Origin of the sequence: Paenibacillus sp. FSL H7-689 (assembly GCF_000517905.1) — a bacterium.
GTDB lineage: Bacteria > Bacillota > Bacilli > Paenibacillales > Paenibacillaceae > Paenibacillus > Paenibacillus amylolyticus.
Map to the genome: position 1 here is coordinate 121,724 of NZ_ASPU01000015.1, position 25,265 is coordinate 146,988.

Genomic DNA, 25,265 nt, shown 5'->3' on the forward strand with positions numbered 1-25,265 from the left:
GCTCCGTTGCGGCTCCTGTGGTTCAAGTATACGGCGGGGCGAGTAAGACCTCTATCTGCTGTGGTGACCTGTTGACTTATCAAATTATGACTTTAGTACCAAAAAAAACAAAAGACGCAGCATGCTGCGCCCTGAACTATACGGTACGTGACTGTTTTCGAAACTCCTGTGGCGTTATACCCGTGCACTTTTTGAACATTTTGGTGAAATGCGAGTAATTGTAGTACCCCACCTTGCCAGCGATATCCGTCACTTTGACGGTGGACTGGGACAACAATGTCTTCGCTTTGGCTACTCTGCCCTGCAGGATAAACTCAGATAGGGACATCCCCTTCTCTTTCCGAAACAGACGTGATAGATAAGCGGGATTGAATCCGGCAAAAGCTGCAAGTTCCTCTCGCATAAGTTCTTCACCAATATGAGTTTCAATATAAACGCACAACTGATCCACAATGGTCATAGGGCTATGATCGTCCGGGTACAACACCGGGATAACACGATCAATCAGATCCGACGTCCATTGCTTCAACTGCGGCAACGACCTTGTCACCATACTCTCTTCCGGCTCCCGTTCACCCGGATACAGACTGCGTATGGACACGTTTTTCTGATGAAGCAGCGGATAGACCACATGCAGCATGGCATGATAGTAGAGATGTAGCATTTCAGGAGACAACCCCTCCTGTGCAGCAAGCAACTCAAAAATCTCATCCACACGTTCTCGCAAATCCCCTACTTTACCTGTCTCAAAAAGAATGGATAATTCCGAAAACCATGGAATAGGCAAAAAGCGATCTTCATGATCTCTTCCCCGCTCATCATAGACAAAAACTTCTTCAAGCTCCTTAATATTGCGCCGCTCCATATCCATCAGTTCATTTAACATGCCTTGCAGCTCAGTTACAGCAACCGGGGCACCAACATAACAGGACAACCGACAGTAGAAATACGTACCACATTCCTGAATATATCCCTGACAACGTTGTGCCACTTCGCTCGCACTCGGAATGATGCCATCTTGCTCATAAGCAAGCACAATATTTAATCCACTTTGATCCTGAAACACCTCACCGGGCTTGTCGCCAAGCAGCATCTCTTTGGCTGCATTACGAAGGGCATATTCCAATACCTCTTCGTCACGCAAATCAAAATCACGCACCCATTCCTCTACCGAGATCACAATGGGTAACACACGAGCCTGCGGATCAATCTCGGCACCATACAGTTCTGCGAGCTCTTGCAACCGTTGTTCGGTTAACGTGATACGCTGAGAGATGGCATCTTTCCAAAAGCGTTCCGTCAGTAGCGGTTTATGGGTTTTCCAGCGTTTGTATACGGTCTCATAAACTTCGTTGGTACGGGTACGCTGCTCTCCATCCTTGATCTTCTCCACCGCCTGGGTGACTACCTTAATCAATTGATCCGCTGGAGCCGGCTTCAACACATAATCAAAGCTGTTTAGCTTAATGGCTGTCTGAGCATAATCGAATAAAGCATGCCCTGTCAGGAAAATGGTCAGTATGCCTGGATCATGTTTTAACACCCAACTTTGCAGGTCAAGCCCTGTTTCACCAGGCATCTCGATATCACAGATCATGATATCAATAGAATTAACCTTTAAAATCTTTCTTGCCTCTTCGGCATCACCAGCACTGTATACCTGGTCAATGCCTGCTGCTTGCCAATCGACCCCTTCCACCATTGCTTGTAATGCATATACTTCATCATCCACGATCAACAGGTTACGCATAGGCTCCCCCTTCTTCCTCTTCGGTCTGAGCGGGTAAATCAATGATGACTTTGGCGCCATGATCCACCTCATTGCCAAACTGCAAACTGGCTTGATCACCATACTTCACTAAAAGCCGATGAGCCACGTTCCATATACCGATATGCTGTCCACTCGGGTCTTCAGCGTATTGTCCATGCTGCAGACGCCCCAACAATTCCTCTTCAAATCCGACACCGTTGTCCACAATCATCAGTTGAAGCACCGTCCCATCGACCTGACCGGACGACTTCTCACCGAGGCGCGCCACGATCCGAATGACAAAGGCTTGTGTCCGGCGCTGAAATCCATGAATAATGGCATTCTCCACAAAAGGCTGAATGGTTAATGGCGGAATCACATAATGTCCCAGATTCGACTCAACATCCAGTTCAAAATCGAATCTGCTTGGAAACCTCAGCTTTTGAATTTCTAAGTAATGACGAATGTGCTCGAGCTCTTCATCCAGACGAATAACACGTTTGCCTGCACGCAGACTGAATCGAAAATAATCGGCCAGATGACCAGCCATCTGCTGCACCAACTCATGTTTTTGCAAGGAAGCCAAGCTATGAATAATATTGAGTGAATTCAGGTAAAAGTGAGGATTGATCTGCATCTGCAGTTGTTTGAACTCTGCCTCCCGCGTCCGCAACTGTTCCTCATACACATCAATCTTCAGATGCCTGATCTCACTGGTCATTTGATTGAAACTTCGTGTCATAAATTCAAGCTCCGAAGAAGATGGCGGGTCCAGCTTCACATCGAGATCTCCACGGCTCACCCTTCTCATGCCTCGGATTAACGCATTCATCGGACGGAATAACAGATGCCGCAAAAAGATTAGTGCAGTAACCAGAATTACTGCCGCACCAATAGGAAGCAGACGAATGATCTGCTGGAAAAACGGGAGGTTACGCATCATGTCTTCCTCAGGCAGCAGCACGATATAATTCATCTCGGACATGGCCGAGGCAATACCCAACATCAAATATTGACGTGCCTCTCCCTTGTTCACAACTTCAGAGATAACCTGATACGGATTCTTCAGGCCGGGAATATGCGCTGCAGCCAGCTGAATCTGTGCAGTATTTAATGTGGAATCCGATAGTGCCCCACCGTCTGTTCCAACAATGACTGCGCCTCCCCGATCTCCGGATTCGGTAAATTGTTGTGTATGATTCAGTGCATTCATATCAACAAGTGCACCTGCATAGAACTGCTGGTTGATTCGCACCGTTTTCACCAGCGCATTCCACGTCCCGCCACGCACGATGCTCCATTCCGGCTTCTGGATATCCCCTTCCAATTGCTGCATCTGGACTGGCATACTCTCCTGCACAACCGACTTTTTGACATCATAATTGCCTGAAGTCGCAAGCAGCAGATCATCATTCACGGCATCATATAGAAAAAAAGAATCGATTAGATTATAAAAACCGATATCTGTCATGAATTTGTTCATAATCCGTTGCTTTGCAATGATATAATCACCACTGCCGTATTTCAGAAAAAACAGAGAGATAATATCCGGGTCCCGCTCGCCCAGACTATATAAATACCGATTCGTCTCCTGTAACACACGTTCATTTTGCTCCACACTCTTGGCGAGATGATTCATATTGGTGAGGGATACTTTGTCACGTACAACTTTCATGGCGTAGACATTGTTGTAATAAAGCAGCATGAATAATGGCAGCATGATCAATGTAAGACCCACTATAAATTTAAAACGAAGTGAACGGATAAAATTCATCGATTATGGATTCCCGCCCTTTTAGAGGTAGTTCAAAAAATCCGCTGTACTGAAACCAGACTTTTTGAATACACACTTTTTAGTTCAACATAGTTTTTTCTATTTTCTTCCTTATGATGGCATGTTTATTGTAATCACCCCTGCTTGCCATTGTCTATGGGGTCCCGTGACCTTCACATATCAATTCTGGTGACTTCCATCCGCTCCAATTTCAAGAGTAACAAGCTTCATGTAGTAATAAATTCTCCAGTTGTAAAATAAATCCTTCATTTATAGCTCAAAAGCTTCTCCCTAAAAATAAATGCTGCGGCAAGCGCCGGACTCCACGAACGCCCGATCTTGACATGCATACGATATATCACTCCTCGGGTTAGTCACCAGGATGTAGGGAGGCCTGTTCGATGAATATTCAACTCACTGCGTTACACTATGTCTATCTGGCATTTATCGTCTTGATCATCGCAGTTATGATCCGGCGCAGGGACACCACCATCATCTGTGTCGCGGGTATTATGACCATTGGACTTCTGGCAACAGAAACCTTAAGCGGGTCAGTTGCTGGGATCTTCAGCAGTTTTATCTATGCAACAAAAGAATTGCTAAGTACGATCTTTATCATCTCGATTATTGTGGCGATGAGCCGTGTTCTAATCAGAACCGGCATTAATGAGGTCATGGTAACACCCGTCACCCGGTTTATCCGTTCTCCTCAGGTTGCGTATTGGGGTATCGGATTGATCATGATGGTCGTATCGCTATTTTTCTGGCCATCCCCGGCAGTAGCACTCGTCGGTGCAGTACTGCTTCCTGTAGCCGTGCGTGTAGGTCTTCCTCCGATTGGAGCTGCTATTGCCATGAATCTGTTCGGACATGGAATAGCACTGTCGGGAGATTACATTATTCAGGGGGCTCCCAAACTTACAGCTGATGCGGCGGGTATACCGGTTACTTCCGTCATGACGGCCAGCATACCTCTGGTCATTGTCATGGGCACTGTATCTACACTTACAGCCTTCTGGATGCTGCGCAAAGAGATGAAATCAGGTTCACCTGTTCATTCCCCAAATTTTATATCTGGTACCGTGAGCACGGAACCTTCTTCTTCATCAGAGGCTGTGTCCACCTCCCTACCCGCTAATCAGCCTGTTCAACGTCAAGCCATGTCACCCCGTCTGCAAAAGGCGTTTGCTCTGCTTATCCCTCTGTTATTCGCAGTTGATGTGATTCTGATGTTTGTATTGAAGTTGCAAGGTGGCGACGCAACAGCTCTAATTGGCGGAACCGCTGTGGTTATACTGATCGCTGTCACCCTTGCCGCACATCAACATGCGGGACCAGAGGAAACGACCAACTATTTAATAGAAGGATTTCAGTTTGGTTTCAAGGTGTTTGGACCGGTTATTCCCATAGCCGCGTTTTTTTATCTGGGAGATGCTGCAATTACGGAGTTGTTCATCAACCCTCTTCCTGAAGGTTCACACGGGATTGTGAATGATCTCGGGGTCGCGCTTGCTGGGCTGGTGCCATTAAATGATACGGTGGGCGCCATTACAATGACGGTAACCGGAGCAGTGACCGGAATGGATGGTTCGGGGTTCTCGGGGATATCCCTGGTTGGCTCGATTGCGTCCATGTTTGCAGGCTCGGCAGATTCCGCACCTGTACTGACAGCGTTAGGTCAGGTTGCAGCTATATGGGTAGGTGGTGGAACCTTAATTCCATGGGCATTGATTCCTGCTGCTGCAATCTGCGGAGTCAATCCCTTTGAACTGGCAAGACGCAACCTGAAGCCTGTACTGCTGGGACTCACGGTAACAACAATTGTAGCCATCTTTCTGATCTGACCAAAGGGTTATGCTAAACCGTTCAAAAAGACGTGCGTGAACGCGCCCAGTTCCAGAGATCTTCACGTTTCATCTCTGCCAGATGCAGCATGTCCACATATGGATCTCCCTGTAATCCAAGTACAGAAGCAAAAGCAGGCTCCGTCTTCCACCCTGCCTGTTTCAGTCTGCGGATCTCACGGTGTCCCGCGTCTCCCCACAGTTGCAACAATCTCCACTCTACGATCATATGTAGGTATGCATTCTGCCTGTAAACTGGCACGGATTGGGCAAAAATCTCCACAGGCCAATGTCCCACTTGCAAATTACAAGTCACATAAGGACGTTGGTCTGGAAGATCCCCACCACGTACACATTGAAACTCAGCAACGGCTCCGATTCGATTGTGTATCTCGGCTTCAAACACGTCCAGATCTTCTGCATAACACAACAGATCCAGATCACTGCCCGGTATATCAATATCAATCGGTACCGTTCCTGCTGGATATGGGTGATAGTCAGCTAATATATTGAGCAATCCACTGCTCTGTAACACATGATAGGCGTCCTGCTGACGTGCATTACCCGAAGCCAGATGTGCCATTACTTCTGCGGTAGTACTTATCTCCCCGCCTTGGACCACAGTTATTTCGAGCCTCCTGCAATGACCTGTTTCACACGTCCCACTTGACCACTCGTCAGTCGTACTTTGATTCCGTGTGGATGCGTAGGTGACTTGGTTAACAGATCCTTCACAATGCCACGTGTCAGCTTACCTGTAGCTTGATCCTGCTTCAGCACAATGTCCACTTCCAGACCTGGCTTAATATTTACACGTTGATGTCCATTCATTATGTTCACTCTCCTCTATGTCGTAATTCATATCTTGTATACTATATAACCCTTAAACACAAAGCTCCATCTATTGTAGACGTTTTGGTTTCAAAACAAAAGGGACACGGCAATAACCTCTTAAGGCTGATTCCATGGTTGATATGAAGACCAAGATAAAGAAACCGCAGGTCTCTTCATCTGAGACCTACGGTTTCTAATTGGATTACCATGTTCAGGGCTTTACGTTCTTCAATGAAGAAGAAGGTGAAGTCCCATCCTTCGCAGCTTCACGTGCCTTCACTGCAAGCAGCTCAGACACCGTCACGAATTGGTACCCCTGCTGCTGCAGTTTCGGCAGGATCGTTTTGAGTGCTGCTACCGTATGCGACTTGCCTTCCACCTTATCGTGGAATAGTACAATATCCCCATTACGTGCGTTCTTCAACACTTTGTTAACGATAGCCGATACACCTGGAGAAGCCCAGTCCCGTGTATCCTGATGCCAAGACCAGAGTACAATGGTATACCCTTTTTGTTTGGCAGCCTGGATGACCATGTCATTGTAATAGCCGCCCGGTGGTCTGAACAACAGGGGACGCTCCGCGCCAGCTTTAATGATGGAACTTTCCGCTTCGTTCATATCCTTCATGTACTTGTCCGCACGTGTTGATCGAACTGCATACGTGTGCGCATACGTATGGTTGGCGATTTCATGCCCTTCGAGCTGTTCCTGCTTAATCAGTTTAGGAAATTTATCTGCCCATTTGCCAAGTACAAAAAAAGTTCCTTTAGCATGATACTGCTGTAACAAAGCCAGGATCTGCGGAGTCTGAATCGGATCTGGTCCATCATCAAAGGTAAGGGCGATGAGTTTATCCTGTGTGGGAACTTCCCACACAATCTCTCCTCGTTCCTCATAATACTGACGGTTCTTCTGTACAGGCTTCGCATAGGCAGAACTGCTACCCAGCAAAATAATTAGCGTGAACATTCCGATGACTCGGGCTGCCTTCAGGTTCATGTGGTGTCCTCACTTTGTCTTCATACGTAAACTCCCTGTTAGCATTTCCCGATTCACCCGAACTCATTAACGAAAGATCTGATCCACGACTGCAATTTCCTCAGCAGTTAATTCCACATTTAATGTTTGCAGATTGTTAATGACCTGCTCTGGTCGCTTGGCACCCGGAATCAATGCATCAATAGAAGGCTGAGTCAGGTACCAGGCCAGAACCAGATGAGCGACCTCAACATCTTTGGATTGTGCTATGCTGCGCAGTTGTTCAACTTTATCGAGATTTTCAATGAAAGCTTCACCTGTAAACAGCGGGTTCTTTGCCCGTCCATCCTGAAAGGTTGTATCACGATTATATTTCCCGCCCAGCAGTCCCGCTGCCAGAGGGAAGTAAGGAACAAAAGAAATGTTATGCTCAGCCGTATACGGCAACAGCTCTTTCTCCGCATCTCTTTTGAACAGATTATATTCAGATTGCAGTATGTCTACATACCCGGCTTTGTTGGCTTCACGCAACTGATCAATGGAGAAATTAGATACGCCAATGGCCCGGATTTTGCCAGCGTCTTTTAATTGTTTTAACGCATCTACCGCTTCATCCTTAGGTGTATGTTCATCCGGAAAGTGGATGTAGAACAGATCAATGTAATCGGTTTGCAGACGTTTCAACGCCTCATCCACGGATGTTTTCAGAAAAGCAGGTGAGTTATCTATGACAATCTTGCCATCCACAAATTTATGAGCTGCCTTGGTTGCAATGATGGTATTCTGCCGCTGACCAGTTTCCTTCAGTACTTCACCAATCAGTCGTTCGGAATGCTCCGGTCCATAGATGTATGCCGTATCCACAAAGTTAATACCTTGTTTCAAAGCTGTACGAACCACTTCCTTACCCGTCTCATCATTCAGCATGTCCGGATAGATATTATGTCCGCCTACTGCATTCGCACCCAGTCCAATGGGATTCACGATCAGATCCGTCTTGCCCAACCGAATTTGTTGTTCTGCCATGTCTCATCTCTCCTTCACTGTTCGAATAAGTATAATTTAGTTGTAACGTCTTTCTTGTCCCATATTATATCAAACCGTTTAGCATATTTAAAATATCGGATTTATCGGATTAGGTGTTTTTGAGCGCAGTTGCTTCCACGTCGTTAATAAACCGGCGCAGTTTTGCAGCCACATCACGGGTGATTTCGCCGTTTTCATACAGTTGTTGCACTGTATTACGCTGTTCCTGAATCGCCACCATCTGCAACTCCAATTTCTCCTGATTAAATGGATCTTCCGTTTTACCCTGGTTCCAGGTGCGCAATTTGGCAATTACACGCTCATACTTGGCAATGACCGACAGTGCGACTACTCGATTCCCATCGTTCATATGGGCACGAATAGCCTTAATTGCCGCTTCAGAGGTGCGCAGCTTCACCTGACGGAACAGTTCTGCATTTTCAAGCATAAATGGTTGATTCGGCTTCTGGGACCGGTTGGTGAAGAGATGTCCTAACACACGACCGATCTCGCTGATCGAAGTCATGAACTGAGTGTTTGCACGATTCGCCAGCATCATTTCCTTGCGATCCAGCCAGCTGTCACATTTGAAGGCCGCATCAGAAGCAATTGCATTTTCGTCTAACATTACTTCAACTTCTTTACGCTCCGCCCGGGTGGCAATCAGGTTAATAGCCGTTTCTTGTTTCTGAATATCTTTGCGTTTATCGGCGGTAAGCTGACCTGCGGCCTGTCTGATGTACTTGGACAAGTCGGAGACAACTGCGAGTGCCGCAGCTTTGTTCTCATCGTTCATTTCGGATTTGACAGCTCGTATTGCCGCATTGAGCATAATATCATGTGCTTTTCGTTCTGACTTCTGCGGTGTTTCTTCTGTGGATTTCCCATCGTCCTTGGCCAGAACCGGAAGAAACACGCTCGCCGCAATCAGGGAGAAGAGGATAACCCCTGCCGCGAGGAAAATAATCAGATCCCGTTCAGGGAAAGGTGATCCATCCTGAAGCACATAAGGAATGGAGAACGCACCCGCCAATGTTACAGCCCCCCGTACCCCAGAGAGGGAAATGATCGTAATATCCTTGAATCTGGGCCGGCCAATTGAGGATTTGGTACGCAGCAATTCATTCCCTTGCCAGAACAGATAGATCCAGAGAAAACGCAGAACCAGCAATAGCACCGAGATCAAGCCCACGTATCCCAACACCTGCAGATTGTTAAACGAAACATTTTCAAAAATGGTACTCAACACATCCGGGACCTGTACACCCAGAATAACAAACACCAGACCATTTAGTATAAATAAAATGACTGACCATGTGCTCGCAGATACCACCTGCATTTTTAACTGAACCGATTCAGCGCGGTCACGCTCTATGGCGTGGATGATACCGCCTGCCACTACCGCTAGAATACCTGATACCCCAATTTCTTCACTTACCAGATAGATGATAAATGGCGTCAGGATTTGCAGCAGCATGTGAATGGTCACATCTTCCATGCCCAGTCTACGGATCCATACCCCTAGCCTGATTAACAGAAAAGATAACAAAGCCCCGACAAGAAGTCCGCCAATCGCAATCAGAATAAAACTGAAGGTTGCATTCGCCAGGGAAAACACACCTGTAACTGTGGCTGCAATCGCGAATTTAAAGGCCACGAGGCCAGATGCATCATTCATTAATGCTTCACCTTCAAGAAGCCTATGTATGCCTTTGGGCAGATGTACCCGGCCCGCCATGGCGCCAACGGCTACAGCATCTGTCGGGGACAATATGGCTGCGAGAGCAAACGCAGCAGGTAACGGAATCGAAGGAATCAGCCAGTGAATGGCATATCCCGCCACAACCACCGTCACGAACACAAGCCCTAATGCAAGCAGAAGTATCGGTGCACGCAGATTCCATAATTCATTCCTTGGCGTTCGCTTACCATCGTTGTATAACAAAGGTGCGATGAACAGTACAAAGAACAATTCCGGATTCAATGGCAGGTGAACACCTGCGGGAAGCAAAGCTATAGCTACACCAAGCACGATTTGAATGAGCGGAATGGGAATAAAGGGTACAAACCGGTTTAAAATATTGGATAAACCAATCAGTACCAGTAATACAAGTACGGCAATAAATATTTCCATGATGACAATCCCTTTCCGCTATAGAAGTGGTGAAACCTTTGTTTTATAGGTTTATTTTAACATAATCCAACCTTTATTATAAAAATGTTGTCATATTCATATACCCATTTAACTGCTCTCAGACTAGTCTGAATGAAAGATTTCTGATGGATTCTGTATATAAGATGTTACAATATGCTCAGGACAATACCCGTTTGGAAAGGAACTTGCATCTATGGCATTTGGAATTAAACGACAAGAGCTTGCTGCGTGGAAGGAACAAGTGGCTCGGGGTGAGATTGCGTACCTCACTCATTTCTGGATTGACAACCGATTTCCCGGTATCACCAGTGTCACCAAAGTTGGCTGTGCAGATCTGGAACGTCTCGAACGTTGGTGCAACGATCATGGGTTGGACCCGGGATACATTCATCGGCGGCAGCCCTTTCCCCACTTTGACCTGATGGGCAGCAAGCAAAAAGAAATTTTGATCCAGGAAGGCATGACAGATCATGTGGTTCGCTTTCATTTGTAAACCAACTCAAAAACGCCAGTCTTCAAGGTTCATCCCCCCGCAATTAGGGACGAACTCATGAGGACTGACGTCTTCAAGGAATCAAGTCATATTATGGACTACCGGTGGATCTGCTCAAACGACTTCATGTTCTCCAGCAGTTTCAGTTCAATTTTCTTCAGCATGCCAAACATCTGCTGTTGCTCCTCTTCGGAAAGTGCTTGCAACAATTCCCACGTCATTCGGCCGCGATTCGCATTAAGTGTCTTGGCAAGCTGCGCGCCTTCATCCGTTAAGGACAGCCACACAATTCTCCGGTCTTCTTCACTGCGCACCCGCTGGATCAACCCTTCCGTCTCCAGTTGATTCAGTACAATGGTGGTTGCGCCGGAAGACAAACTGAGTTGTCTGGCCACATCAACTGCCATACAGCGTTTTTCACGTAAAATCATGCCCAATATATGACTTTTTGTCGGATTCAGTTTACAGTTGGTTTCGGTCTTCTGCTGCTGATCCAATACTTTATTTTTATATCTGAAGAAGGCCTCCAACAATTGATCCACATTTGCCAATTGAGAGTTTCGCTCCGTATCCGGGCTCATAAACGTTCCTCCTGCCTTTCATCATAACCTACCTTATATTGTAACATATTTACACTATGATGTTTGTGAAAAATGCGCTTGTATCCGACACCCTATCGTTGACTGCAAGACTCTTGTTTATTTTGGGTTTCACCTATTGCATTATGACAAAGGGTTTGTTTATAATAACTTATATCTTTAAAGTTACTTTTAGTTACTTAATAATTTTAATAAATCTGTTGTTATAAAGTAAATAAAGCGTCACCATTATAATGCAAGGGACTTATGCACATGAATCAGAATTTACAATCACCATTAAAAACGGATGTTTGCATCGTCGGCGCTGGACCTGGCGGTGCTTTGCTATCTTATTTACTGAATCAAAAAGGAATCTCCACGATGCTCATTGAGCGGCAGCCCCATCTGCACAAGTCGTTTCGCGGGGAGTTGCTCAATGTGGACGGCGAAGCCATTTTAAATAAACACGGCCTCTATTCCCTCATTCAGGAACGCGGAGCACTGCTCTTGGAACAGATTCAGTATTGGGAAAATGGGCAGATTATTCATACGGTATCACCAGGCAATGGAGAATCTCATGTTGGTATTCATGTACCCCAAGATCATCTCCTGGAAGCCATCGTGTCGCACGCTCAGCAGCACAGTTCATATGAACAAGTACTATTCAATACGATTATGACCGGTTTGTTACGAGACAAGAGCGGCCAGACCGTTGGTATTAACATTCGGCAAAACGGCGTTCCTGCCTCCATCGAAGCATCCGTGATTGTGGGTGCAGATGGCAGATACTCTGCTGTACGCAAACATTCCGGTTTGACTCCCGAGATTCGCAAGCATGGGTATGATCTGCTCTGGGCGCGCATTCCGGCACCCGTAGGTTGGGAACCCGCTGTTCGAATGGCCAGCATGGATGGTCAACAGCTCGCACTGTTCTCACAGTTCGGCGGTTATGTTCAGATTGGATGGAACATTCCCGAGGGAGCATATTCCAAGCTACGAGAGCAGCCGATTGCTCCTTTTGTAGATAAACTTGTATCCGCGTTTCCTTGCCTGTCTGATTCTGTAGCTGCCAACATTCAGAGCTGGAGTGATTTTGTTCTGTTATCTGTTGAAAGCAGCTATTGCCAGTCGTGGGCACAGGACAATGTTGTACTCATCGGTGATGCCGCTCATACCATGACCCCAACCGGTGCGTTTGGACTTAATGCCGCGCTCGAAGATGCGGATGTGCTCTCCGAATTACTTGTCCAAATGGCTGCAGATCAATTCAGTTCCACTGCACAACTTCAGGAACTTCAGACGATTCGCAGTGCAAAGGTACAGCAGCAACTTGCTCGGCAAGTGGAGATGGAATCCTCTTTCCAACAGCGGTATGAATCATTTCTTTAAAACCCGTTAAACCAGATAAAATAACCGATTAAACTTCAAGTGGGATACAAATACCTCCCAAATGCCCAAACAGCCGTTCACTTCCTCTTGGAGAAGAATCGGCTGTTTGGCTTGTTTAAACTCTTTTTTATGTAATTCCGTATCCTTCTTCATTTTCGTTTACGTGGAGCAAACGTGTCTTCTCTGGGTGCTTCTTGTACAGTATTAACGTCCTTCGGATAGGATGAGATGTTGTCTTTTTCATATACTGCTTTCTCCAGATTACTTAAGCGGCGCAATACTTGTTTGCTTTTACGAACGATATATACAATACCAATAATCAGCAGGATCAACATCAGAATGAATATAACCATCTCCGGGTAAAAGACAAATGACATGAATCCACCTCCTTTGAAAACGATTTCTTTATCATTCTAACCCGAATGTCCCAAGATGTGAACCCGATTGGAAGTTTCGCTTGTGGAATAAGGACTAAACCACCTGACACAACGACAGGAACTCACCCTGCTGCAAAAGTAAAAAAGGTGGCATCCCTGATCAGGATTACCACCTTGATCCTCGAATAAGATTCGAAGTCTATTATTATTATTTTATCCTTCTCTGCCGTTCATGGCACTAACTCGAAGTTCCGTCAGAGGCAGAGACGTTTGCTCTGGATGACGTAGTCTCACTGTTCGGCTCTCACCCGGGAGCAGATCGAAATAATTGTCACTGAATCGGACACGCCCAAGGGGAAGCTCCAGCTTCACCAATCGTGCAATCCCACCACTGGCCGTAACCGTAACAGACTTCTCCTCCTCGTTCACATGTACGCTCAATTGCGACTCTGGCAACGTCACATCCTTAGGATCGCGCAAGAAGTAACGATTACTCGGTGCCGCAAATCCTTCGGATACCAACTCAACCATTACTTCCTCCGCGCGTCTACCCTGTAACACCTCTACTTCAGTTAATACAACAATACACCGTGAGGATTGGGATGTTACTTCAACAGCATGTGAGCTGGAGTAGATCTTCTCTCCATCAAATGCATAGACATTGAGTTGAAGCTCCCCTTTCAAGACGTCACGTGTATCGTTCACAACCCACAACGCAAGCGGCTCACCCGGCTCATGCTCCAGTGACAACAGGACAGGATGAAAGAATATTTTCCCATAATAAAAGGATGCCTTCGGCAGTAGTTCATAATCAATCATGGACCAGCTTGTTCCTGGCCAACTATCGTTCAATTGCCATACAAGCGCTCCGCTGTTGCGGTGATTGATGCGCCGGAAATGTTCAATTCCATATCGTAGCCCTTCTGCTTGAGTAAGCATGGAGTAGTTCATATACTCTTCTATATCTTGCGGAATCCCTGTATAACCCTCCATCAGCAAAATACCTTTTTGATGATTGGTATCTTTGTTACGATAGGCCATCTCCGGACTGCCCCAGTAAAACTGACCTGCGGGCATATTTTTCTCCAGTGTGTAACGATTGGCCGAGGCATGCATACCAAATTCACTGCTAAACAACGCATGATCCTTTTTATAATTTTTGAACGTTACACCTTCAATGCTGTAGTCCAGCAGCGGTGGCTCTCCATGCTTCCTTGGATAGACCGAACCATGCCATACCTGCCAGTTGTGGCGATCCCCCACATCCGGGTCATTCGCATCCTGACCGTTGCTGTCGCCGAACGGCGAAGAAGGCCAGTACGGATGAGACAGATCCAATCGCTCTAGCACTTCAGGGATTAGCTCATGATAGATCTGTTCACCGTAGAACGGGCTGGTAATATCTCCACTTGCAGACTTCATATCATAGAGCCAATCTATTTCATTATTCCCACACCAGAGGGCAAGCGAGGCACGGTTACGAAGACGTAAGACATTGTTTTCTACCTCTTGCCTTACATTATCCATGAAATCACGATTGAAATCCGGGAACAGTGCATTCGCGAATGCAAAATCCTGCCACACCAACACCCCTTGCCGATCACACTCATCGTAGAAGACATCCTTCTCATATATACCACCAGCCCAGACACGCAACATGTTCATATGCCCTTCCACCGACAGCTCGACAAGCTCTCGATATCGAGAGTTCGGGATGGCGCCAATCAGATGATCAGCCGGAATCCAGTTGGCTCCCTTGGCGTAGATCTTGACTCCGTTCAGGATAAAAGCAAACGCATCTTCACCCCGTTCATTGTGAAGAGCCAGCTCAATCGTTCGTAACCCATAAGGCTCGTTATAACGATCCACTTCAACGCCATTTGCGAATAATGTAACCTCCAGCGTATACAGATAAGGTTCACCCAGATCATGAGTCCACCATAACTGAGGTGACGTAACGTTTAATGTGGCATCTGCTATACCACCCTCTACGGGTAGTTCAGTGACACTTGCCACCTCGTGTCCACTGCGATCCAACAGACGAACATTACAGGTCGCAACCACAGCCTGCTCACGTTTCTGTCTGCTACGGTAAGACAAGACCGACTTCACATCCGCTGTGACATGTAAGACTGCCAACTCTGAACTGACTGATTCCGTACGAGCATACACATTTTCCAGCTTGGCGATTGTTCGTTTTTCCAGCCTTACCGCACCCCAGATCCCCACCGTAACCATGCGTGGACCCCAGTCCCAGCCAAAATTCATCGCTGCTTTTCGCAACCATGGCCGTTCCTTCGTATACGAGGACCAGTCAAAGGTTTCTTTGTCCCGGTGATGCAGGTGAAGCGGATCAAACTTGACAGCAATCGCATTCCAGCCGCTGCGTACCAGAGACGTTACATCAAACGTATGTGACATAAGCATATTGGCCGTTTTCCCGACCTCATGGCCGTTGACATATACCGTTGCAAACGTATCCAATCCTTCGAACACTAATTCAAAGTGCTCCTCTGTCTCTGCATCGCTCACCAGATTGAAGGTTGTGCGGTACCACCATTCCTTTTGCTCAATCCAGCGACTTTTGGCATCATTATGTCCGTAATAGGGCGGATCAATGATACTGCGCTCAACCAGTGCAGCATGTACATCGCCAGGCACTTCAGCCCCAATCCAGAAACGGTCATCCAGCGCAGCTGCTGCCACATCCATTGCCCGCTTCTCTCCAACTTCAAAATGTTGTATCTTCCATTGTCCCGATAAATCCTGACTTGAACTATAGGTCTTCATCCGTATGCCCTCACTCTCCAATAACCCTGAGTAATACCATATCGAAAACGTTTGCAATAAGGCAAGACATGTTTCCTAATCTGCTCATTTCTAACTTCCCGAAGGCTTGAACGACATTGCCTCTTCGCGATATTCACTCGGGGTTTTGCCGGTATGTTTTTTGAACAGTCTGCTAAAATATTTCACGTCCTCGTAGCCGCTGATTGCAGCGACTTCACTGACCTTCGCTGGAGACACCGCGAGCATATCCATCGCTCTTCGTATACGCATATCGGTGACAAAATCTCCGAAGGTCACACCCATTTCTTTTTTAAACAGTTCACTGAGGTGACCTGGATGCAAATGAACATGTCCAGCTACCTGCTGCAGATTAATATCCTGCGCCAATGAAGATTCAATATAACCAATAGCCTTCTGCACATGGGCAGCCTGTCCCTGACCCATTCGGCTATGATAGACATGCATCAGACCATACAGATGATGAAACAGCATATCCCCGAGCTCCGCAGCCTCGCCATCCGGTTCCGGCAACCAAGGCTCCAGCCTTGCGGGTTCTTCACGCCCTGTGGCTCGCATTGTGCGAGTCAGCCAGCGATGACCTGCAATGACGGCCGAGTGCAGACAAGCATTGAACGAATCTGGTGTGACCTCCGGTTCTGTAATCAGATTAGCCACAAGTTCCCGCGTCCAAGTCGTTAACGTGACTGAATCATTATCCAGCAATATTGTACCAAGTCTGGTCTCCTCTTCGTGTGTAAGTACAGTTTTACCACCTCGGCGATCCTGAACGTGCTCATAATGCCATACTTTATCATCCATCAAACCCCGATATCGAAAGGCAGCTGAAGCAGTTCTGTAGCTTTCGTGCAGATCTGCATATCCACGCATAGGCAGACCTACCGCTGCGCGCAGGGTGCACTTCAGTAATTGCTCCACCCGACGTAATGCACTCTCCAGCCTGAACGTAGTTTCATGTTCCACAGGCGGCCATGAAACTACACAGATAATTTGCTGTTTCTCTACATGAGCAATGGCACCAGGTAACATATCCTCCAGGGTATTCTGGACCGCAAATCGTAATAGCGCATCCGAGGATCGATCCCAACCCTCTGCTCGAAGAATAATGACTTGTCTGAGAATCTGTTCATCATCAAGGCCAACAACCCCTGCCTCTTTTCCAGCATCAGATCGCAAGAATGAAGGAAAATGGCCCGAAGCGGTGTCACCATCAATGATCCATCCAGCAAATAACCGCTCTCGATTCTCCCGCATAAGCTGTCCCTCTCTGGACTTCTCTGCCCAACGTTCCGTGATGCGCTGTTTGGCCTGTAATACGGTTTTGATGATCTCTTCCGGCTTACTTGTTTTGAGCAGATAATCTGTAACACCTTGGCGAATCGCCTGTTGGGCATAAGAAAAGTCATCGTATCCGGACAAAATAATGACCTCCAGCTCAGGTAGCAATCGCAGGCCCTCTTCTGCCAGTTCCAGCCCTGATCTGCCTGTCATCCGAATATCCGTCATCAGGATATTCGGACGTTCCTCAGCCAAACGTGTTAACGCCTCCTCTGCCGAGGCAGCAGGTTGAAGAAGTTCAATTCCGAGTTCATGCCAAGCGATAACGCTGGCAAGCCCTGTACGGATAATCACTTCATCATCAACAATTAATAGTCTCATGGTAAACCCTCCAAGATTGGAATGGAAAACGAAATCCGGGTACCTCCCCCAACCCTGCTGTCTACTTCAAGCTGTGCATCCGCTCCATAATGGAGCAGCAGTCTCTCATTCACATTGCAGAGCCCATAACCGCCTTGGTTCAGCTGTTTTTCCGGCTGTTTTCCCTTCCATTCCCTAATGCTTATCCTTAATTGCTCCAGTCTGTCCGGCTCCATGCCTACACCATCATCCAGCACCAGCACATTCATCTGTTCATTATCCGGGTCCTTACGAATCATTATAGTGATGGTGCCCACGCCTACTTTGGGCTGAATGCCATGAATCATGGCGTTCTCAACAAGCGGTTGCAGCAATAGCTTCAGCATCATTCGCTTCTCAAGCGCTGGATCTACGATATAATGCAACACAAATTGATCAGGGAAACGAATCGACTGCACACGCACATAATGGCGAATATGAGCAATCTCCTGTTCCACAGGGCAGTAATCCTGACCATTATTCAAGCTGATACGCAGAAAATCACTCAGGCCCTCAACCATATCCGCAATTCTCTTCTCTTCAGACATTAAGGCAATCCAGTGAATCGAAGAGAGCGTGTTATATAGGAAGTGCGGGTTAATCTGTGCCTGAAGCACTCGAAGATCTGCCTCTTTTTTGCGAGCTTCACCTCGAATAATCTCTTCCTTTAATAACTGAATATGTGCACCGAGCAGATTGTAACTCTCCCCAAGCCTGCCAATCTCGTCATCACTTTCAGACCGAAACAGCGGAAGAGGACGTTCCGGATCAATTCGGGACAGATGTCTGGTAAGCACACGAAGCGGCCTCGTCACACGCCGCACCGTAAACCAGACCAAGGCAGCACTGATCACAGCAGACATGGCAACGGCGCAGCCGGTTAGAATAAGAATGTACCGATTCTCGGACTTGTATTGGTCGTAAGGGACTGTTCCAACCAACGTCCACCCCGTCAATTCTTCCGGATAATAGAGCAACGTCCGTTTATCGTCACCACTGCCATACGTGGTGGTTCCGCTACCGCCATCCTGAATTAACGTTGTAATTCCTCGTTCGACACCTTCCAGCTTAAGTCCAAGCCGGGATTTGTCCATCGAAGACAGAATCTCTCCAGAACTGCCGATGAGTTCCAGTCTGCCTTGCCCTCTTCCTAATCCCAGAGCGGCCCATCCCTTGGATATGGCCTTCTCATCCAGACTAATGGCTAACCAGCCGATGGGCCGATAATCATGGATACTGCGGATCGGCCGAACCAATGTGATCACATTTTGAATACCCGCGTAATTCTGCACCGGGTATACTCCCGTCCATTGTTTGACTGCTTCACCGCTTGGAACAGAGGGATACGAAAGGTTCGATTCATTGGATTCATACCAGGTAGCTGTTGACAATGTGGCATCAAAACGTCCCGGATATATGGCGATGTTCGCAATATATTTCTTGGAAGCCGCCAGATTGGTCATCCTGCCCAGGATATCCACCCGGTCCAGCTCATGATCTTCATTGTGGCTAAGATACTGCTGGATGTCCCGTTCTCCAATCAGGAAAATGGAGAGATTCTCGGCATCTTGTAACATATAACGAAGATTTGCTTCCACCTGTTTCAGCGTATCCATGCCGGACAGCTTTGTTTTTTGCTCTGTAATGCGGGAAGAGATCAGAAAGGCGAACAGACCCAACGCCAGCAATGGCACAATCATTGAAGCCGTCACGACGACCGATAGCTTCCTTTGTAACGAAGATGTGAGCCAGCGTGCCAAACGTTTCTCCTCCTCTGGATGTGCTTTCGCCTATCCTTTGACAGCTCCGGCTGTCATGCCTTTCATAACTTGTTCCTGGAATATGAGATACAAGATAATGGTTGGAATGACCGATAGGGTCATGGCAGCAAGCGTTAATCCGTAATCGGTTTGATACCCATCCGCAAAGTTCGCAATGGCCAGCGGTAACGTTTTCAATCCGGTTTTGTTGATGAATACAAGCGCAAATGAAAAGTCATTCCACGCATGCAGGAAACTCAGGATCGTAACCGTTGACAACGCAGGCACAGACATGGGTAGCATGATTCGGGTAAACAGCCCCCAAAGTCCTGTTCCATCAATAAAAGCTGCCTCTTCAATATCACGTGGAACACTTGTCAGATAAGCCGTAAGCACAAAAATGGCCGTAGGCAATGCAAAAGCCGTATAAGGTAATATTAAGGCCCAGTACGTATTTAGCAAGGACATCTGTTTCATTAGAATAAATAAGGGGACAAGCGTACTATGGATCGGAATGAGCATACCAACAACAAAGAAGGTCATGATCAACCCTTTCCAGCGAAACTGGAAACGAGCCAGGATGAATGAAGCCAGCGCTGCAATGAACAGCGTCAGAATAAGTGATCCCACCGATACGATTAGTGAATTGCCAAAAGCAGTCCCTAGTCTGGAGCTTTCCCATGCATTGCTGAAATTGGCAACATTCCAGTTTTCCGGCAGACCAAAGGGCCTGCTATAGAAATCTTCATTTGTTTTGAATGCACTAATCACGAGCCAGTAGAACGGATACAATGTTAAAATACCATAGACCGTTAGCAGCGTCCAAACAATTCCGCTACGTAAGCGACGAATCGGATGGCCCGAGCTGCTTCGAGGTGATGGCATGGATACAGGTGTCACGCGCATGATAGCTCCTCCTCTCTATTGATTCTCTTTTCGTTTGCGACTGGTTAGCCACTGGCTTGTTCCGATCAGCAGCAGGGAGATCAGTACGATGGTTGTGGAGATCGCACTACCAAAACCATATCGGTATGTTGTAAAGGTTGAATTGTACATATACGTTGCAAGCAGTTCCGTCGCATGTGCCGGACCACCCTTGGTCATGATGTAGACCAGATCGAATGATTTCAGACTACCCGAAATACATAGAATGATCGCTACCTGAACCGTACCCCAGATTATGGGCAAAGAGACCGATACCAGTTTCCGAATCCCTGAAGCACCGTCTATTTTGGCAGCATCATGAATCTCGCCGGGAATATTCTGCAACGCCGAGATGAAGATAATCAGATACAACCCGACAAAGCTCCAGAGCAGCGGCGGTACCAATGAGAAAATGGCAATCTTGTCATCGGAAAGCCATTGCAGCTTCCAACTTTCCAGCCCCAGTGCGTCCAGCAGAAAGTTCAATATCCCGATCTGCGGATGATAGATATACTGCCAGATCATACCGATAACGACAGTGGATAACACCATCGGCAGAAATACGGCTGAGCGCAGAAACCGCTGTAACGGATTACTTTTGTGTAAGATGACCGCCAACATCAGCGCTAACGGAATTTGTCCAAATACCGATGCCAACACAAAAATAACGTTATTTTTCAGTGCCCGCCAGAACACAGGATCATGCCAGATCTCCACGTAATTATCCATACCAATATATTTGGATGCGCCGATGCCGGACCAGTTGAAGAAACCGTAGTATGCCGACCACACGACCGGTACAAATACAAACAATGCATAAATGATGACTGCCGGGGCAAGCCCCAGCATAATAAAACGCCGACTGCGCAGTGCGTTCATCTGTTCACTTCCCTTCCATAAATGCCTTTACCAACTTGCAACTGACTGTCTCATTCATACTTAAAACCCCTCCCCTGCCGGGAAGGGGTTTTAACGAATGGTTACTGACTAACTGCATTGGCTTGAGCCGCCTGAATTTTAGCCGCAATGTCTTCGGCCTTGCCGCCCATAAGCAACTCTTGCAATGCATTATTAATAACCTCAACCGTTGCCGATCCCAGCTTGGAATCGTATACTGGCGTGATCTTCACTTCTTGCATCAGATCATATAATTCAACGAACAATGGATGTGCTTTGGTTTTGTCCAGATCAATCTTGTAACTCACCAATGTGCTGCTATCCAATGTGGCCTTCTGACCATCAGGTCCTGCCAGCGCGTAGAACAGCTCCATCGCTGCCTCTTTTTGTGCACCGCTCAGCTTTTTACTTACACCTAACCCGGTTCCTACTACACCGGATGTTGTTCTTGGTTCACCCTGACCTCCGTCCACTGGAGGAAGAATCGTAATATGTGTGTTGTTCAACACCTCTTCAGGTGCATTGTTCACCAGATTTGCCAAGGCCCATCCGCCGTTCATGACCATCGCTGCCTTACCTTGGAAATAAAGCTGCATCATCTGTGTCTCATCGATACTATTGAATCCATCCTGGAATGCCTTGGTGTTGCCAAGCTCCTGCATCTTGTTCAAGGCTTCAATAAATTGTGGATCGGTAAAGCTTGCACCCTCTTGTGCTGCCGCTTTCAGGAACCAGTCTGTGCCGGTAATCCGATCAGCCAGTGTACTGAATATCGTTGATTGAGCTACCCAGTTGGCTTTGTTGCCAAGTGCCATGGGAATGACTTTATTTTGATTAAAAGTAGCAATCGCTTGTTCCAGTTCCGCCCAGGTCTCAGGCACTTTTACGTTGTACTGTTTGAAAAGAGCTTCATTGTAATAAATGAAGGAACTTGGCGCCAGATTCATCGGCACGGAGTAGATATTCCCGTCTACGGTGTATCCGTCCAGTGCATTCGGGATAAAGTTATCTTTCCACTCCGGCTTTGCGTCCAGCTCTGCATTAATGGGCTGTAACAGATCCCCTTTGACAAATTCCTTCGTCATGGCATCCGGCCACATCACGAACAGGTCTGGCATCTCGTTGGCAGCGGCCACCGTACGAAGCCGGGTTTTGAGACCATCTGTTGGCAGGCCTTCATCCACAACTTCAATATCTGGATGCGCCGCGCGGAAATCTTCAATTATTTTGCGCATCGCAACCGCCTTTGCATCCTGTCCGGTCCAGTTGTGCCAGAGTGTGACGGTTACTTTGTCATTGCCGCTGCCTCCTTCTGAAGTGTCCCCGCCAGCACAGCCAGCCAGAATAATGGAGAACAATGTTATTGCCAGGAAACCCGAAAGCCATTTTTTCAACATCTCTATAATCCCCCTCGGCGATTTGAATACACTTATTGTAAATGTTAACGCTATCATACCGTAAGGTGACGATCCACGGATGCAGGGGTGAAAAATATCGGTTCCCCTGTTTGGAATTTACTTTGCTGACTTATTTGTTCATAACATATAAAAAGAGCCCTCACAATGAGAGCTCTTTCTTGTTGCAGCCGTCGGTAGCTTCACCCCAGGCTATATATAATGAATAAGTGCTAAATCGTATTAAATATGGATTGCGTATTATTGGATACTGTTCTTCACCAGTTCTGCAAAAGCTTCGGACCCTTGCGTAGTGAGATGTACGCCATCTTTTTCAAAATATTCGTCATGTCCCTCACTTGCACTGTTCCAGTCAATTAACGAGACATTGCTGTATTTGGATGCTGCTTCATTCAACGCCCTGTTCACCGTTCGTTCCCATGGACGAGGTACGCGCACAGTAACCAGATATACCCGATCCTCATCCTTCAGATAATCAAGCACAGCATTCAAGTTTTTGGAGTTAAAAGAACCATTCGTCCCGAGCTCCAGCACCACTTTGCTGCCCATTTGGTTGTTTTGCTTCAGACCTTCCAATACATCGCCTGCCTGCCACATCTGACGACCGACATGTCCGTCCACATACACTCCTGATATACTTTGCTCCAGATACGGTTTTGCATCCAAAATCACCGAATCTCCAATGACAGTATAATGAACCTTACCATCCTGGGCTGGAGGAGCCGTTTCTTCATTGTCCTGAGATGAATCAGGTGTATCATCCGTATGATCCGTATTATCGGATTGATTCGCTCCGGCGTCATCCGATGTATCATTCTCGTTCGTCACGGAGTCATCAGCCGCCTTATCTTCAGACTGACCGTCCTTGCCAGGATTCACTGAATTGTCCTGTTCGTCAGGTTTTGAATCTGGAGCAGACTCTCCTGTTGGCTTCTCATTTTTCCCCGGATCATCTTTCGTTCCTGCTTCCGGTTTATGGGTATGAGCATCGTTCTTTTGGCCAGAGCCTGACGTTCCTGTAATAGCTGGCAACACATCCTGTCCCTGTTCCTCCGCTACGGAATTCTCTCCATTTAATGTGTTGGACATCGATACCGAATGGGAATCGGAGTTCGCTGCATGGGAGACCATCATCTGAGATACCGTATAGGACAACAGCAGAATCGTCATCAACAGACCTGCCCGCTTCCACCATACGTTACGTATACCGATCGATGACCGCCCTCTTCCCCATAATCGGGACCAAGAATCACGGAATCCATTGTACCGAATCGGATTTTCAATATATTTAAGGGACAATGAGGCCAGTACAACCGTTACAGCAACCTGTAAAATGATTCGTACAGGATGTGCTCCTCCCGTATCCACCGCGGGATTGGTTAACATAATGACAGGATAATGCCACAGATATAATCCGTAGGATCGCTCTCCGATCCAGCGTAATGGCTTCGCGCCAATGATACGTGCCAGGAAAGACGATGGGTGAGCCAACACCGCTACCAGCAACGTTGTTGCGATAGCCTGAAGCACCATGCCCCCTTGATACAGAAACGGATCGTATTCACTGCTGTTCAGCATCATGTAGATTAACAAAGCGAGCGCAGCAAGTCCCGACACATCGAGCACAAGCCGGTTCATGCCAGACAGAGAGTTCGATAGCTTGCGACTAGGCCACACCACGGCAAGAGCAGCACCAGCAAGCAGTGCGAATGCCCGCGTGTCTGTTCCATAATATACACGGCTCGGGTCCAAATCCGGATTATACATGATGGCCATTGCGCCAGCAGATAATTCAGCTGCGACGACAATGAAAACGACCAGCCATCCCTTTCTTTTGAACACTACGATTGCTGCGATCAGTAGAAGAGGCCATATAAGATAAAATTGCTCTTCCACAGCCAGTGACCAGAAATGTCCAAACGGTGATGGAGGGCCAAAACTTTCGAAATAGGAAACGTTGTGAAAGATATACCACCAATTGCTTATGTATAATACACCCGAAACGATATCACCACGAAGCGCAGCAAGCCGGGATGGATCTGTACAAGCCAACCAGATCATCACCACAGCTGTCATAGTCAGCATGCCTGGAAGCAAACGCCTTACCCGTCTTACCCAGAAATCACCGAGTGAAATGCGTCCATGTTCCTGCCACTGTGACACGAGAATATCTGTAATTAAATATCCCGAGAGAACAAAAAATATACCTACACCGAGCAGTCCGCCCGGAATAAAATCCAAATTCAGATGATACGCGATTACCGCAAGTACAGCGATGGCTCGCAAGCCGTCAAGTCCGTTCATATGTCTCTTACGATTTAACGATTGTGACATGCATGCCCCTCCTTGTTACTGTGAGTCAACAACATCGGTGTTGGGGGCATAAAGGAACTCCTGATCGTTCTGGTTGTCATTAACATACGTATTGCACCTTCCATCTTTCATTTACAGCATAAGAAAAGCTTCTGTTCGAAGCACGATCCGATGATGCGACATTCTGTGTGAATTCTATAGACTTAAGGAAGACGTGTGGCCAGTCCATTAAGTTTTAATCATTACGATATTATTTATATTCATTCGTGAGT

Annotated in this window: 19 protein-coding genes; 3 read left to right on the top strand and 16 right to left on the bottom strand. The window is 47.0% G+C overall.

The features are described from left to right. Positions 1-136: 136 nt before the first annotated feature. Together C170_RS11495 and C170_RS11500 are read right to left on the bottom strand one after the other, a co-directional pair. Positions 137-1,750, bottom strand: coding sequence for a response regulator transcription factor (locus C170_RS11495; RefSeq protein ID WP_036609565.1), 1,614 nt, complete (start codon positions 1,748-1,750; stop codon positions 137-139). Further along, on the bottom strand, positions 1,743-3,524 hold the full coding sequence (locus C170_RS11500) for a sensor histidine kinase (RefSeq protein ID WP_036609567.1): 1,782 nt from the start codon (positions 3,522-3,524) through the stop codon (positions 1,743-1,745). The genes C170_RS11495 and C170_RS11500 overlap by 8 nt, the downstream gene beginning before the upstream one ends. 401 nt (positions 3,525-3,925) lie before the next feature. Here C170_RS11500 and C170_RS11505 point away from each other — a divergent pair, with 401 nt between their 5' ends. Next, positions 3,926-5,368 carry a membrane protein gene (locus tag C170_RS11505; protein ID WP_036609569.1) on the top strand — a complete coding sequence of 481 codons (1,443 nt, stop codon included), beginning with the start codon at positions 3,926-3,928 and terminating at the stop codon, positions 5,366-5,368. Positions 5,369-5,390: 22 nt separating this feature from the next. Here the strand turns inward: C170_RS11505 and C170_RS11510 are convergent, their stop codons facing one another. The 5 genes from C170_RS11510 to C170_RS11530 all read right to left on the bottom strand — a co-directional run bounded on the left by C170_RS11510 (position 5,391) and on the right by C170_RS11530 (position 10,341). Further along, positions 5,391-5,990 carry a DUF4269 domain-containing protein gene (locus tag C170_RS11510; protein WP_051447129.1) on the bottom strand — a complete coding sequence of 200 codons (600 nt, stop codon included), beginning with the start codon at positions 5,988-5,990 and terminating at the stop codon, positions 5,391-5,393. A gap of 2 nt (positions 5,991-5,992) precedes the next feature. Beyond that, entirely contained in the window at positions 5,993-6,199 is a 207-nt protein-coding gene (locus C170_RS11515) for a YwbE family protein (protein WP_036609571.1), read from the bottom strand. A 214-nt stretch (positions 6,200-6,413) separates the two neighbouring features. Further along, positions 6,414-7,202: a polysaccharide deacetylase family protein gene (locus C170_RS11520; protein ID WP_051447130.1), complete on the bottom strand. Its 789-nt coding sequence runs from the start codon at positions 7,200-7,202 to the stop codon at positions 6,414-6,416. Between the two features lie 66 nt (positions 7,203-7,268). Further along, entirely contained in the window at positions 7,269-8,207 is a 939-nt protein-coding gene (locus tag C170_RS11525) for an aldo/keto reductase (RefSeq protein ID WP_036609573.1), read from the bottom strand. 109 nt (positions 8,208-8,316) lie between these two features. Then, on the bottom strand, positions 8,317-10,341 hold the full coding sequence (locus tag C170_RS11530; RefSeq protein WP_036609574.1) for a Na+/H+ antiporter: 2,025 nt from the start codon (positions 10,339-10,341) through the stop codon (positions 8,317-8,319). A gap of 214 nt (positions 10,342-10,555) precedes the next feature. Here C170_RS11530 and C170_RS11535 point away from each other — a divergent pair, with 214 nt between their 5' ends. After that, entirely contained in the window at positions 10,556-10,855 is a 300-nt protein-coding gene (locus tag C170_RS11535) for a hypothetical protein (protein ID WP_036609577.1), read from the top strand. Positions 10,856-10,953: 98 nt separating this feature from the next. Here the strand turns inward: C170_RS11535 and C170_RS11540 are convergent, their stop codons facing one another. Then, on the bottom strand, positions 10,954-11,436 hold the full coding sequence (locus tag C170_RS11540; RefSeq protein WP_036609579.1) for a MarR family winged helix-turn-helix transcriptional regulator: 483 nt from the start codon (positions 11,434-11,436) through the stop codon (positions 10,954-10,956). Between the two features lie 270 nt (positions 11,437-11,706). Here C170_RS11540 and C170_RS11545 point away from each other — a divergent pair, with 270 nt between their 5' ends. Further along, a complete protein-coding gene (locus C170_RS11545) occupies positions 11,707-12,822 on the top strand; it encodes an FAD-dependent monooxygenase (protein WP_036609581.1) in 1,116 nt (371 codons plus the stop codon). A 149-nt stretch (positions 12,823-12,971) separates the two neighbouring features. On the opposite strand, the gene C170_RS11550 is transcribed toward C170_RS11545, so the two are convergent. The 8 genes from C170_RS11550 to C170_RS11585 form a co-directional block, all read right to left on the bottom strand. Beyond that, positions 12,972-13,199 carry a hypothetical protein gene (locus C170_RS11550; RefSeq protein ID WP_036609583.1) on the bottom strand — a complete coding sequence of 76 codons (228 nt, stop codon included), beginning with the start codon at positions 13,197-13,199 and terminating at the stop codon, positions 12,972-12,974. A 213-nt stretch (positions 13,200-13,412) separates the two neighbouring features. Beyond that, complete coding sequence (locus C170_RS11555; protein WP_036609586.1) at positions 13,413-15,989, bottom strand: glycoside hydrolase family 2 protein; 2,577 nt, start codon at positions 15,987-15,989, stop codon at positions 13,413-13,415. A gap of 90 nt (positions 15,990-16,079) precedes the next feature. Beyond that, the gene (locus tag C170_RS11560; protein ID WP_036609588.1) at positions 16,080-17,666 is read right to left on the bottom strand and encodes a helix-turn-helix domain-containing protein; all 1,587 of its coding nucleotides are present in this window, start codon (positions 17,664-17,666) and stop codon (positions 16,080-16,082) included. Further along, the gene (locus tag C170_RS11565) at positions 17,663-19,444 is read right to left on the bottom strand and encodes a cache domain-containing sensor histidine kinase (RefSeq protein ID WP_036609589.1); all 1,782 of its coding nucleotides are present in this window, start codon (positions 19,442-19,444) and stop codon (positions 17,663-17,665) included. Before C170_RS11565 ends, C170_RS11560 begins: the two co-directional genes overlap by 4 nt. Before the next feature lie 30 nt (positions 19,445-19,474). Further along, on the bottom strand, positions 19,475-20,329 hold the full coding sequence (locus C170_RS11570; protein WP_164783106.1) for a carbohydrate ABC transporter permease: 855 nt from the start codon (positions 20,327-20,329) through the stop codon (positions 19,475-19,477). 36 nt (positions 20,330-20,365) lie between these two features. Continuing rightward, complete coding sequence (locus C170_RS11575; RefSeq protein ID WP_036609591.1) at positions 20,366-21,247, bottom strand: carbohydrate ABC transporter permease; 882 nt, start codon at positions 21,245-21,247, stop codon at positions 20,366-20,368. Positions 21,248-21,348: 101 nt separating this feature from the next. Continuing rightward, complete coding sequence (locus tag C170_RS11580) at positions 21,349-22,662, bottom strand: extracellular solute-binding protein (RefSeq protein WP_036609593.1); 1,314 nt, start codon at positions 22,660-22,662, stop codon at positions 21,349-21,351. Positions 22,663-22,920: 258 nt separating this feature from the next. Continuing rightward, a complete protein-coding gene (locus C170_RS11585) occupies positions 22,921-25,014 on the bottom strand; it encodes an acyltransferase family protein (protein WP_036609595.1) in 2,094 nt (697 codons plus the stop codon). Between the last annotated feature and the right edge of the window lie 251 nt (positions 25,015-25,265).